10 protein-coding genes and 2 tRNA genes are annotated in these 12,645 nt (G+C 63.5%); 10 read left to right on the forward strand and 2 right to left on the reverse strand.

What is annotated here, in order from left to right; genetic code table 11:
* Positions 1-9: 9 nt before the first annotated feature.
* A complete protein-coding gene (locus GGD82_RS02545; protein WP_150060342.1) occupies positions 10-270 on the reverse strand; it encodes a hypothetical protein in 261 nt (86 codons plus the stop codon).
* 434 nt (positions 271-704) lie between these two features.
* Between GGD82_RS02545 and GGD82_RS02550 the strand changes: the two genes are divergently transcribed.
* The 3 genes from GGD82_RS02550 to GGD82_RS02560 are packed head-to-tail and all read left to right on the forward strand — an operon-like array spanning position 705 to position 3,262.
* The gene (locus GGD82_RS02550; protein ID WP_150060341.1) at positions 705-2,108 is read left to right on the forward strand and encodes a cytochrome ubiquinol oxidase subunit I; all 1,404 of its coding nucleotides are present in this window, start codon (positions 705-707) and stop codon (positions 2,106-2,108) included.
* Positions 2,109-2,124: 16 nt separating this feature from the next.
* Positions 2,125-3,135 carry a cytochrome d ubiquinol oxidase subunit II gene (gene cydB, locus GGD82_RS02555; RefSeq protein ID WP_150060340.1) on the forward strand — a complete coding sequence of 337 codons (1,011 nt, stop codon included), beginning with the start codon at positions 2,125-2,127 and terminating at the stop codon, positions 3,133-3,135.
* A complete protein-coding gene (locus GGD82_RS02560) occupies positions 3,128-3,262 on the forward strand; it encodes a DUF2474 family protein (protein ID WP_150060339.1) in 135 nt (44 codons plus the stop codon). The genes cydB and GGD82_RS02560 overlap by 8 nt, the downstream gene beginning before the upstream one ends.
* A gap of 3 nt (positions 3,263-3,265) precedes the next feature.
* Here GGD82_RS02560 and GGD82_RS02565 read toward each other — a convergent pair whose 3' ends face one another.
* Complete coding sequence (locus GGD82_RS02565) at positions 3,266-4,606, reverse strand: globin-coupled sensor protein (RefSeq protein WP_150060338.1); 1,341 nt, start codon at positions 4,604-4,606, stop codon at positions 3,266-3,268.
* A gap of 288 nt (positions 4,607-4,894) precedes the next feature.
* On the opposite strand from GGD82_RS02565, the gene GGD82_RS02570 reads away from it, so the two are divergent.
* The 7 genes from GGD82_RS02570 (at position 4,895) to GGD82_RS02600 (ending at position 12,444) form a co-directional block, all read left to right on the forward strand.
* Positions 4,895-4,980: transfer RNA gene (locus tag GGD82_RS02570), tRNA-Leu, on the forward strand.
* A 91-nt stretch (positions 4,981-5,071) separates the two neighbouring features.
* Positions 5,072-6,421, forward strand: a complete 1,350-nt coding sequence (gene tig, locus GGD82_RS02575; protein WP_150060337.1) for a trigger factor — start codon at positions 5,072-5,074, stop codon at positions 6,419-6,421.
* 148 nt (positions 6,422-6,569) lie between these two features.
* Positions 6,570-7,223 carry an ATP-dependent Clp endopeptidase proteolytic subunit ClpP gene (gene clpP, locus GGD82_RS02580; RefSeq protein ID WP_150060336.1) on the forward strand — a complete coding sequence of 218 codons (654 nt, stop codon included), beginning with the start codon at positions 6,570-6,572 and terminating at the stop codon, positions 7,221-7,223.
* 242 nt (positions 7,224-7,465) lie between these two features.
* A complete protein-coding gene (gene clpX, locus GGD82_RS02585) occupies positions 7,466-8,731 on the forward strand; it encodes an ATP-dependent Clp protease ATP-binding subunit ClpX (protein ID WP_150060335.1) in 1,266 nt (421 codons plus the stop codon).
* A gap of 373 nt (positions 8,732-9,104) precedes the next feature.
* On the forward strand, positions 9,105-11,522 hold the full coding sequence (lon, locus tag GGD82_RS02590; RefSeq protein ID WP_150060334.1) for an endopeptidase La: 2,418 nt from the start codon (positions 9,105-9,107) through the stop codon (positions 11,520-11,522).
* Between the two features lie 327 nt (positions 11,523-11,849).
* Entirely contained in the window at positions 11,850-12,122 is a 273-nt protein-coding gene (gene hbs, locus GGD82_RS02595; RefSeq protein WP_150060333.1) for a non-specific DNA-binding protein Hbs, read from the forward strand.
* Positions 12,123-12,368: 246 nt separating this feature from the next.
* Positions 12,369-12,444 (forward strand) — tRNA-Val (locus GGD82_RS02600).
* The last annotated feature ends 201 nt before the right edge of the window (positions 12,445-12,645 follow it).

The raw sequence follows: 12,645 nt of genomic DNA on the forward strand, positions 1-12,645 counted from the left end.
GCCGGGCCGTTACTTAAAGCAGCGCTCTTCCTCGGGTCCGCCCTCGTCCTGCTTTAGGCAGTTGACCACATCCACCAGGTCACGGGCGGTGCTGCCCTGAAGTCTGGACAGGGCGAACCGTGATTCCGTGCCGTACCAAGCCAGGGACTGCTCGACAACCGCCGCCTCCGCCTCGCTAAACCCAGCGGTGAGCTGGGCGATGTTGGCCGGCCCTGTGGTTGGATCGACCTGTAGGGTCGGGCCGCCGGCCGGCACCGTATTGTTAAGCACCTCGTATGACTCAGAAGCGTCCTGGTCGCAGCCGACCAAAACAAAACCGACAAGGACGAGAGTAGTCGTCGGGTCTCTCGCCCACAGCCGCTTGAAAGTCATCGCCTCTTTCCCCGCGAAACCAGTGAGTGCAGCACACGCCCCACGAACACGTCTGTGCGGCCAGAACCCGAAGATGCTGGATGGACCCGTGCCGCGACGGCACCTGGTGGCCCATATACCCTCAATGCGGATGTGTGTCTCGATCCTTATGTGATGGTGCATTCTCCAGCACCGGACGAAACGACACCGCGTCCGCGATTTTTCGGCGCGCCGGCAAGTCCCGCGTCTGGAACCAAACCGGGCGGGCCCCATATCCCTGTTGCATCCGCGAACGCGCGCGGCGGCGGCGGCGCCGCTGCCGCCGTCCGACCGCAACGGGAGCCTGTTCCCCCATGCTTGCCGATATCGACCCCATCCTTCTGGCGCGCATCCAGTTCGCCTTTACGGTCTCATTTCATATTCTCTTTCCAACCCTGACGATCGGGCTGGCCTGGTTCCTGGTCACGGTCGAGGCGCTGTGGCTGCGCACGCACAATCCCGTGTACAAAAGCCTGTACCTGTTCTGGGCCAAGCTGTTCGCGCTGGCCTTTGGGATGGGCGTGGTGTCGGGACTGGTGTTGTCGTACCAATTCGGCACTAACTTCAGCCGCTTCTCCGACGCGACCGGCCCGGTGCTGGGGCCGCTCCTGTCAGTCGAGGTCTTGACCGCTTTTTTCGTCGAGGCCGGATTCATCGGCGTCATGCTGTTCGGCTGGCGCAAGGTCGGCAATCGGCTGCACTTCCTCGCCACCATTCTGGTCTCCATTGGGACCATCAACTCGGCGTTCTGGGTCCTGGCCGCGAACTCTTGGATGCACACACCGGCCGGGGTGGAGTGGATCGACGGCCGCGCCGTGGTCCAGGACTGGTGGGCGGTGATCTTCAACCCCTCCATGCCCTACCGCGTCACCCACATGGTGCTGGCGTCGTTCCTGACCGGCGCGTTCGTGGTAGCGGCCGTCTCGGCGTGGCATCTGGTGCGCCGCCATCACGAGGCCGTTGCGCGCAAGGGCCTGTCGCTCGGTCTGCTGCTCGCGGCCATCGTCGCCCCGACGCAACTCCTCGTCGGGGACCAGCATGGCCTGAACACGCTGGAGCACCAGCCGATGAAGGTGGCGGCCATGGAGGGCCTGTGGGAGACCGAACGGGGCGCCCCGCTGCTGCTGTTCGCCCTGCCCGATCAGGACGCCCAGGAGAACCATGCCGAGATCGGCGTTCCCAACGTCGCCAGCCTGATCCTGACCCACGACTGGACCGGTGAGGTGCGCGGTCTGAACGAGGTGGACCGTGCCGACCAGCCGCCCGTGGCCACGGTGTTCTTTTCGTTCCGGATCATGGTGGCAATCGGCTTGTGGATGATCGCGCTGAGTGCCCTGGGGGTGTGGCTGCGATGGCGGGGGCAGCTGTTCTCCACCCCATGGCTGCACTGGGCCTGCATTCTCTCCGGACCGTCCGGGTTCGTCGCCACCATCGCCGGGTGGATGGTCGCCGAGGTCGGCCGGCAGCCCTACACGGTTTATGGCATCCTGCGCACGACGGAGAGCGCGTCCCCGGTGGCGTCGGGCGCCGTGGCGACGTCTCTGGTTTCGTTCATCGTGGTCTACTCGGGATTGTTGGTTGCGTTCCTGTGGTACGCCGCGCGTGTCGTGCGCGCCGGACCGCCCGCCCCCGATGCCGACGATACGCCCGATGTGACGCCGAGCCGCACGCCCCGCGCCGCGGTCGGCGCGGACGGCGTCGGCAAACCGGCCGAATGAGAGGGAGGCGCGTGCTGTGACCGAGTTCGATCTTCCGCTTGTCCTTGCCGGCATCATCGGCGTCGGCGTCATCATCTATGTCCTGCTCGACGGTTTCGACCTGGGGGTCGGCATGCTGCTTCCGATGGCCCCGGACGACGACGCCCGCGACACCATGGTGGCCAGCATCGCGCCGGTGTGGGACGGCAATGAGACTTGGCTGATCCTTGGCGGCGCTGTGCTGTTCGCCGCATTCCCGACCGCGTACGCGGTGGCCCTGCCGGCCTTCTATGTCCCCCTGATGACCATGCTGTTCGCGCTGATCTTCCGGGGAGTGGCGTTCGAATTCCGCATGAAGGCGCGGCGATCCAAGGCCTTCTGGTCCTGGGCCTTCACCCTGGGCTCGGCCACGGCGGCGTTCTGCCAGGGCGCCATGCTCGGCGGCCTGATCGAGGGCGTGCGGATGGAAGATCGCGCCTTCGCCGGGGGCCCGTTCGACTGGTTTACCGGGCTCTCCGTCATTGCCGGATTGGGTGTGATGGCCGGCTATGCGCTGCTCGGTGCCACATGGCTGGTGATGAAGACCCACGCCCCCCTGGAAGCCCGGGCCCGCAACTGGGCGACCGTCGCCCTGGTCGGCGTGCTGATTGCCATGGCGGCGGTCAGCGGACTGACCCCCCTGCTCTACCCGCCCATCGCCGAGCGCTGGTTCGGCGGCCAGCACTTCCTCTATCTGGCGCCCGTACCGCTTCTGACGGGTCTGGTCGCCTTGATGCTGTGGCGCGGGCTGTCGCAGGGCTGGATCTGGGAACCCTTCGTGATGGCCGTGGGCCTGTTCGTGCTGGGCTATTGCGGCATCGGAATCAGCCTGTGGCCAATGATCGTGCCCCCGGGGCTGACCATCGAAAACGCGGCCGCGCCGGACAGCAGCCTCATGTTCACGCTCGTCGCCGTGCTGTGCGCGCTGCCGATGGTCCTCGGCTACACCATTTATGCGTATTGGGTGTTCCGGGGCAAAGTCACGGCCGAGGACGGATACCATGGCTGAACGCCAACGGTCCCCCGGTCCGCTGTGGCGCCGTCTGGCGTGGTTCGGCGGCCTTTGGGCCGCCGGTGTTCTCACGCTGACCGTCGTCGCCGGCGGCCTGCGCGCCCTGGTTGCTGCGCTGAGCTGACCGTCACACGACGCTGCTTCGGATGGCCTCCAGGAACGAATCCACCTTGGCCCGCAGTTCCTCCGACTGACGGGCGAGATCGGCGGCCGAGGTCTGCACTTCCGCCGCCGCGCTCCCGGTCTCATGCGCCATTTCGCGTACGTTGGTGATGGTCGAGGCCACATCGTCGGTCGCTGCGCTGGCCGAACCGACGTTGCGCGCGATTTCCCGCGTGGCGGCGCATTGTTCTTCGACGGCCGCCGCGATGGCCTCACTGATCTCGCGAACCAGCGCGATGGTTCCGCCGATGCCCTGAATGGCGGTCACCGTCTCTCGCGTTGCCCCTTGGACGGCGCCAACCTGCGCCGAGATTTCCTCCGTCGCGCGCGCGGTCTGACCGGCCAGTGTCTTGACCTCGTTGGCGACGACGGCGAAGCCCTTACCCGCGTCCCCGGCGCGGGCCGCCTCGATGGTCGCGTTCAAGGCCAGAAGATTGGTCTGGGCAGCGATGTCGGTGATGAAGCGGACCACCGTCCCGATCTTGTCCGCCGATTCGGTCAGCGACGCGACGAGGGTATTGCCACGCTCGGCCTTATCAACCGCCTCATTGGAGATTCGCAGGGAGTCCGTCACCTGACGCGTGATTTCCTCGATCGCGGCGTTCAGTTCCTCGCTCGCGTTCGCCACACCGCGCACGTTTTCCGAGGCCTCGCTCGCTGAGTCCGCGACATGGCGGACCTGTGTCGCCGTGGCCTCCGACGTGTGACGCATGGACGCGGCCGTGTTCTGAAGCTCGGTCGCTGCGGCCGCGACGATCTGAACCGTATCCTGCACGCTTGATTTGAACTCGCGCGCATAGTTTTCAAGGACTTTCTTCAGATTATCGCGCGCTGTGTGCACATAGGACGAAATAACGATGTCCATATCGAGAAAAAGGGCCTGTGTCACCGCCCCCATGATCGCAATGCCGCGCTGCGGTTTGCGCCGGTACGTCTCCATGACGATGGCTTCGACCCGCTTGATGACAAAGGCGTACCCGCCCAGGTACCAGCGCGGTTCCAGACCGACCCTCTCGTGGATCCGGCCGATGCGATCCGCGTTGTCGAAATACGCGTCGTCGATCGTCCCCTTGAAGATCGTGTTCATCCAGTGGGCGCGCTGCATGTCGCGGGCATGTTTCATGCGGGCGGGAGAGTCGAACATCTCCATCATACCCGGCGTCGCCCTCAGATGATCGTAAAAGGCGTCGAGGATACCTTCGATATGAGGTTCGAGAACCTGTCCGGCCTCTTGCAGCAACGGACGGATCGAGGGGTCCATTTTCAGAAACGCAAGCCGCGCATCCCGATCCCTGGTGTCGGCCATGATACCTCTCTCGGGCCATACCGCACAGACCCGCCCCCTGTGCCGATATTGCGGCACCGTCAGACAGATCCGACGCGCAAGGCAGGCACACCCCCTCCGTGTACTCCGCCGCTTTTATATCATGTCCGGTTCGCAACCTTCACCCGTTGGCGTGCCAAGGACAAGCAAAAAGAAAAACCCCCAGAGACATTCTCGTCATTCGAACCCCTGTTCGGCAAAACGGGTATTGCCCTTGGCCGGACCGATTGTCTATGAGTCTCGGCAACTCGCGGATCCGGCCGACGCGCCGCGGGCGTGGTGGAATTGGTAGACACGCCAGATTTAGGTTCTGGTGGCTTTCAGCCGTGGGGGTTCAAGTCCCTTCGCCCGCACCATCGCCGCTTCGACGTTCGCGGTTCGGCGTTCGTTTTTCGTACATTCGTCGAGTCGGATCCTCCTTCCCAAGCCAAGGTGCCAGGACAAGCCATGCAGGTGACCGAAACCCACAGCGAGGCGCTGAAGCGCGAATTCAAGGTTGTCGTTCCCGCCGACAGCCTGAACGAGAAGACCGAGAGCCGATTGGAAGAGGTCGGTTCCCAGGTTCGCATTCCCGGCTTCCGTCCCGGCAAGGTTCCGATGTCGCTGCTGAAGAAGCGGTTCGGTGGCCATGTGATGGGCGAAGTGCTGGAACAGGCGGCCCAGGACGCCGTGCAGACGGTCATCAAGGACAACGAGCTCCGGCCGGCGCTTCAGCCCAAGGTCGAGATCTCGGAATACGAGCCGGAAGGCGATTTGAGCCTGACCATCGCGGTCGAGCTGCTGCCCGAGATGGAGACACCGGATTTCTCTGCGCTGTCGATCGAGCGGGAGGTGGCCGAGGTCTCCGAGGAGGAGGTCGACACGGCCCTGGAGCGTTTGGCGAACTCCCGGCGCGGCTCGGAGCCGGTCGAGGAGGCGCGCCCCGCCCAGTCCGGCGACATCGTTGTGATCGACTTCGTCGGCAAGAAGGACGGCGAACCGTTCCCGGGCGGCACGGCCGAGGACTACTCGCTCGAACTGGGCTCGAACACCTTCATTCCGGGATTTGAGGACGCCCTCATCGGCATCACCGTCGGGGAGCAGAAGGAGGTTGCGCTTACGTTCCCAGAGGACTACGGCGCCGAGGACCTGGCCGGTCAGGCCGTCACCTTCGACGTCACCGTCAAGGAACTGCGCCAGCCCAGCGCCATGCCGCTCGACGATGAGATGGCGAAGACCTTCGGTCGCGAAACGCTGGACGAGCTCAAGCAGGCCATCCGCGATCAAATTGCCCAGGAATACCAGCGCGCAAGCCGCGAAAAGACCAAGCGTCGGTTGCTCGACCAACTGGCGGAGCAATTCCAGCAGGAGGTTCCGCAGGGCCTCGTGGACGTCGAGTTCGACGGCATCTGGAAGCAGCTGGAGCAGGCGCGCGAAAACGACCAGCTGGATGACGAGGACAAGGCGAAGAGCGACGATGACCTGCGCGCCGAATACCGCGCCATCGCCGAACGGCGCGTCCGCCTGGGCCTGCTTCTGGCCAAGGTCGGCGAGGACAACAACGTCACCGTCACCCAGGACGATATGAACCAAGCGCTGGCGGAACAGGTGCGCTCCTTCCCCGGGCAGGAACAGGCGGTGCTCAATTATTACCGCCAGAACCCCGACGCCATGGAAGAGCTTCGCCCGCCAATCTTTGAAAACAAGGTCGTCGACTACATCCTGGAGTTGGCGCAGGTTACGGAACGGACGGTGTCGGCCGAAGAGCTGATGGCCCCCGATCCCGACGACAAAGAGGGCGGCGAAACCGCCGCCTGACCCGTCGCGGAGCCCCGCTCTGCGTTCCGGGCTCGACAGCGTTCGGGGGGCGCACTACGTGTTTGGGCAGCCGAGCCCACCGGTACCGTCGCCCCCCATTCCGGAGTTCGGGCCCGGCTGTCCGCGCCCGCATGATTGAGAGAGCCCGATGATAGACCGTGATCCGATTGAGGTGTATGCCAACACGCTGGTCCCCATGGTGGTCGAACAGACCAATCGCGGGGAGCGGTCGTATGATATTTATTCGCGTCTTCTCAAGGAACGCATCATCTTCTTGACCGGCGCCGTGAACGACCAGGTGGCTAGTCTGATCTCCGCTCAGCTTCTGTTCCTGGAGTCTGAAAATCCCACCAAGGACATCGCCTTTTACATCAATTCACCAGGCGGTGTGGTGACGTCGGGTCTCGGTATCTACGACACCATGAACTATATCCGGTGCGACGTCTCGACTGTGTGCGTGGGCCAGGCGGCGTCCATGGGCTCCCTGCTGCTGACCGCCGGCGCGGCCGGCAAGCGGTTCGCGTTGCCCAATTCCCGGATCATGGTTCATCAGCCCTCTGGTGGCTTTCAGGGACAGGCGACGGATATCGAGATTCACGCCAAGGAAATCCTGGCGATCCGCGAGCGTCTGAACCGCATTTTCGTCCATCACACCGGCCAGCCGATCGAGGTGGTCGAGGCAGCGATGGAGCGCGACAAGTTCATGCCGCCTGAAGAGGCCAAAGACTTCGGCCTGATTGACGAGGTCGTGGTCAACCGCCGGGCGGCCGACGACGACACCGACGGTACGGACACGCCGTAACCGATGACCGGCGCATCGCCCCGGCCCGTCGCGGCGATGCGCGCGGTCTTCGCCCCCAGAGGGCGGATTTAGGCGTTGTGTGGCCGTTCCGTCGACGGTTATTATGAAGGCGTTGTAAAGTGGGACGCGGGTGTCCGAGCGTTCCCGTTTGTGTCGGTTCAGGACGGCCGCATACGTGTCTTGGGGCGCCAGGATCGTGACGAGCTCTTCGGGGGTTCGTCATTCGCGGAATTGGAGTGGTTATGAGCAAGTCTTCAGGTGGCGATTCCAAGAATACTTTGTACTGTTCTTTCTGCGGAAAGAGTCAGCATGAGGTACGCAAGCTCATTGCCGGCCCGACCGTGTTCATTTGCGACGAGTGTGTCGAACTGTGCATGGATATTATCCGGGAGGAGAATAAGACGCAGCTCGTGAAATCACGAGACGGTGTCCCGACTCCTCGCGATATTCTCGGCGTTCTGGATGACTATGTGATTGGCCAGCCGCACGCCAAAAAAGTGCTCTCGGTTGCCGTTCACAACCATTACAAGCGCCTGAGTCAGGGCGGCAAAAACAGTGAAGTCGAGTTGGCGAAGTCCAACATTCTGCTGATGGGACCGACTGGGTGCGGCAAAACCCTCCTAGCCCAGACCCTCGCGCGCATCCTGGATGTGCCGTTCACGATGGCCGACGCCACCACCCTGACCGAAGCAGGGTATGTCGGCGAGGACGTCGAGAACATCATCCTCAAGCTGTTGCAGGCGTCGGACTATAATGTCGAACGGGCCCAACGTGGCATCGTTTACATCGACGAGATCGACAAGATTTCGCGCAAGTCGGACAACCCCTCGATCACGCGCGACGTCTCCGGCGAAGGCGTGCAGCAGGCCCTGCTGAAGATCATGGAAGGCACCGTTGCATCGGTGCCCCCGCAGGGTGGACGCAAGCACCCGCAGCAGGAATTCCTTCAGGTCGACACCACCAACATCCTGTTCATCTGCGGCGGCGCGTTCGCCGGCCTGGACAAGATCATCGCGCAGCGCGGTCGCGGCACATCGATCGGCTTCGGTGCGGATGTGCGGGCGCCGGAGGAAAAGCGCACCGGCGAGATCCTCCGTCAGGTTGAGCCTGAGGATCTTCTCAAGTATGGGCTGATCCCGGAATTCGTGGGCCGGATGCCGGTTTTGGCAACGCTGGATGATCTGGACGAGGCCGCCTTGGTCGAAATTCTGACCAAACCGAAAAATGCCCTGGTCAAGCAGTACCAGCGCCTGTTCGAAATGGAGAACACACAGTTGACCTTCGCGGACGACGCCCTTGAAGCCATCGCGCAGAAGGGCATCGCACGGAAGACCGGCGCCCGGGGATTGCGCTCGATCATGGAGGGCATCCTTCTGGAAACCATGTTCGACCTGCCGAGCTTGGAAGGCGTCAGCGAGGTCGTCGTGAACCGGGAGGTCGCCGAGGGGCGGGCCAAACCCCTGTTCATCTACGCCGACCGTCGCGAGGACGTCGGCAGTTCGGCCTGAGACGGCGCTCGCAGCGCGATCACGCGCTGCGAGCACGCGACGGAGGCCGTCATTCGTGACAGGGGTCGCCGATGGTGCGACCCTTGTTGCGTTTTGGAGGTCCGCAGTTCTCCAACGCGGGCGGTTCTCGTTACTCCATTGGACGGCTTCGGCACCTGAAGTGCGGTGTCGAAAGTCGCCGGTGTGTGGCTCACCGTCGCTGAAACGGCCCGTCTGGGACGCCATGCCGGCACTCGGCCGGTATTCAGGCTTGATCGAGATGTGGGCTTGTCCCACATCTGCGTGACATCGCGCGCCCCGTCGTACCGGGGCGCCTCAGAGACCAGGGCCGGCTTGCGTAGCCCGCCCCGGCCTGCAAGAAAGAGGCTTGCCCGTGGACATCGGCTCGACACAGACCTATCCGGTTTTGCCCCTGCGGGACATCGTCGTGTTCCCGCACATGATCGTGCCCCTGTTTGTCGGCCGCGAGAAGTCCGTGCGCGCGCTCGAAAACGTCATGGCCGAGGATAAGGAAATCCTCCTCGTGGCGCAGAAGAATGCGGCGCAGGATGACCCCTCGCCGGACGACATCTACGCCGTCGGTACGGTCAGCACCGTCCTTCAGCTCCTGCGGCTCCCCGATGGAACCGTAAAGGTGCTGGTGGAAGGCAGCCATCGGGCCCGGATCACTCAATATACCGACAGCGACGCCTTTTTTGAGGCGGAGGCCACCCCGGTTCCCTCCGATGAGGAAGGCGAGCAGGAGCTCGAAGCGCTGCTACGCTCGGTCGTCGGGCAGTTCGAGCAGTACGTGAAGCTCAATAAGAAGATTCCGCCCGAAGTGCTTGTTTCGGTCAACCAGATCGAAGACGCGGCCAAACTGGCCGACACCGTTGCCTCGCATCTGGCCCTGAAGATACCCGAAAAGCAGGAGGTCTTGGAGACACGGTCCGTCGCCGAGCGGCTGGAACGTCTGTACGCGTTCATGGAGTCCGAAATCGGCGTCTTGCAGGTCGAGAAAAAGATCCGTGGTCGCGTTAAGCGTCAGATGGAGAAGACTCAGCGTGAGTATTATCTGAACGAACAGCTAAAAGCGATTCAGAAGGAACTGGGCGAAGGCGAGGACGGACGCGACGAGCTCCAGGAGCTTGAGGACAAAATCAATAAGACCCGCCTGAGCAAGGAAGCGCGCGAGAAGTGCCAAGCCGAGTTGCGCAAGCTGCGCAACATGAGCCCGATGTCGGCGGAAGCCACCGTGGTGCGCAACTACCTTGACTGGATGCTGTCGATTCCCTGGCGCAAGCGTTCGAAGACCAAGCGCGATCTGCGCGAGGCGGAACGCATCCTGAACGCCGATCACCACGGCCTTGAAAAGGTCAAGGACCGCATCCTCGAATACCTCGCCGTCCAGCTTCGAACCGCGAAGTTGCGCGGGCCGATCCTCTGCCTCGTGGGCCCCCCCGGCGTCGGAAAGACGTCGCTTGGCAAGTCGGTCGCGCGGGCCACGGGGCGGAACTTCGTGCGCGTTTCGCTTGGTGGCGTACGCGATGAGTCGGAGATCCGGGGCCATCGCCGGACCTACATCGGCTCCATGCCCGGCAAGGTCATTCAAGGCATGAAGAAGGCCAAGACCTCGAACCCGCTGTTCCTGCTGGACGAGGTCGACAAACTCGGCAACGACTGGCGCGGCGATCCGTCGTCGGCGCTGCTGGAGGTTCTGGACCCTGAGCAGAACAACACCTTCAACGACCACTATCTGGAGGTCGATTACGATCTGTCGGACGTCATGTTCGTCACCACCGCCAACAGCCTGCGTATGCCGCAGCCGCTGCTGGACCGGTTGGAGATCATCCGGCTGTCAGGCTACACCGAGGATGAGAAGGTCGGCATCGCGACGCGCCACCTGATCCCGAAGCAGATGAAGGCTCACGGCCTGCGGAAGGGAGAGTGGTCCATCTCCGAGGACGCCTTGCGCGACCTGGTCCGCTACTACACTCGGGAAGCCGGCGTCCGGAACCTGGAGCGCGAGCTTGCAGGCTTGGCGCGGAAGGCAGCCAAGGACCTGTTGCTGAGCAAATCGCGGGACCGCGTGGCGGTCACCCGCCGCAACCTCGAAAAGTACGCCGGCGTGCGTCGGTACCGTTTCGGGGAGGTTGAGGCGGAAGATCTCGTCGGGGTGACGACCGGACTGGCCTGGACAGAGGTGGGCGGCGAATTGCTTTCGATTGAGGCTCTCATCATGCCGGGCAAAGGCGGCATCACGCTGACGGGTCATCTGGGTGATGTCATGAAGGAGTCCGTGCAGGCGGCACGCTCCTACATCCGGTCCCGGTCGGTCTCGTTCGGCGTCCGGCCGACCTTGTTCGAGAAGCGCGAGATCCACGTGCACGTCCCGGAGGGGGCCACCCCGAAGGATGGCCCGTCGGCCGGTATCGCAATGTGCACATCCATGGTCTCCGCGCTGACCGGCATTCCAGTGCGCAAGGACATCGCCATGACCGGCGAGATCACCTTGCGGGGGCGCGTGCTGCCGATCGGGGGCCTGAAGGAAAAGCTTCTGGCGGCGCTTCGCGGCGGTTTGAGCACCGTTCTGATCCCACGTGAGAACGAAAAGGACCTGGCCGAGATTCCGGACAACGTAAAACGGGGCTTGACCATCATCCCCGTGACAACCGTCGACGAGGTTCTGTCGAACGCCTTGGTCCGGCCGCTGACGCCCATTGAGTGGACGGAAGCCGACGCCGAGGCCGCCGATCAGGCGCTCAGCAAGCCGGCCGATAGCGGCTCCCATGAGGCCACGCTACCACACTGACCGGCGACCGGTCGCACAGACACGTGGAGGAGCCGGATGGTGTATCCGGCCCCCTTTTCGTGGCGACCCAGCCACGGCCGCGATGCGCAAGGAGATGCGATGGGAGCACGGCGGTCTTTTCATCGCCGTTCGCCCCGCCAGACCCCTTGCATTCCCGGCGCATCACGGCAAGAGTGTCGGGAACGGCGGGTTTGGCGGCGTTCCAGCCGGCGCGTCCCGAATTGACGGCTTGCGAAAGGGCGTTCTAGAGTTGCGGCCGTTTTTCCAGCCATTGCGCCCGTCCATTGATTTCGCCACTGCTTTTTCCCAGGGAAGGGGGTTTCACCAGTGAACAAGAACGATCTCGTCGCCGCCGTTGCGGATAGCGCGGAGTTGTCCAAAGCCGACGCCACGAAAGCGGTGGATAGCGTGTTCGACGCTATCACGGACGCTCTGAAGACGGGAACCGAGGTGCGCCTCGTCGGCTTCGGAACCTTTGCCGTGTCGGAACGTGCGGAGTCCGAGGGACGCAATCCGCGGACGGGCGAAAAGATTACCATTCCGGCCTCGCGCCTGCCGAAGTTCAAGCCCGGGAAGGCGCTGAAGGACGCTGTGAACTAGCCAACGACGTCCCCCTGTGCTCGGTGTTCCGGGCCCGGGGGACCCCGACTGGGGCCCGAGGGATCGCATTCAAAAGAGTGTCGGGCTCTCAGGATCCGGCATCGCCCCGGGGCCGGTCCAGGAGACCGAGGGGAGGGGCGGAGGCCGGGTCGCGGTGTCCGCCTGCCATCTGAACTGGCAGCTCCCGTCGACACCCGAACACATGAGCCCTCACGAAGACACCGCAATCCGGACAACGCATAGAGCGGGCGATTAGCTCAGCTGGCAGAGCATCTCGTTTACACCGAGAGGGTCGGCGGTTCGAACCCGTCATCGCCCACCAATAAAATCAATAGCTTACGGGCCTTTTTTTTCACCGGCTGTCGTTGCTGATTTATGCCAACACTGTTGGCATAGGGTGCGGCTGTAAACGGCGTGCTGGGTCTCTCCTGTAGCGCGGCGGCGGATTTGGCACAAATCTGCACCGGTTTGGCACACCGGACAGGCGTCCGGGGCGGCATGATTTAGCGGCCGCTGGCGGGCG

Source organism: Roseospira marina (assembly GCF_014197855.1).
In the GTDB taxonomy this organism is placed as follows: Bacteria; Pseudomonadota; Alphaproteobacteria; order Rhodospirillales; family Rhodospirillaceae; genus Rhodospira; species Rhodospira marina.

Excerpts from the sequence above, each read along its gene's own strand:
- clpP (WP_150060336.1), top strand. The coding sequence starts at position 6,570 with ATGATAGACCGTGATCCGATTGAGGTGTATGCCAACACGCTGGTCCCC.
- tig (WP_150060337.1), top strand. The coding sequence starts at position 5,072 with ATGCAGGTGACCGAAACCCACAGCGAGGCGCTGAAGCGCGAATTCAAG.
- clpX (WP_150060335.1), top strand. The coding sequence starts at position 7,466 with ATGAGCAAGTCTTCAGGTGGCGATTCCAAGAATACTTTGTACTGTTCT.
- GGD82_RS02565 (WP_150060338.1), bottom strand. The coding sequence starts at position 4,606 with ATGGCCGACACCAGGGATCGGGATGCGCGGCTTGCGTTTCTGAAAATG.
- GGD82_RS02550 (WP_150060341.1), top strand. The coding sequence starts at position 705 with ATGCTTGCCGATATCGACCCCATCCTTCTGGCGCGCATCCAGTTCGCC.
- GGD82_RS02560 (WP_150060339.1), top strand. The coding sequence starts at position 3,128 with ATGGCTGAACGCCAACGGTCCCCCGGTCCGCTGTGGCGCCGTCTGGCG.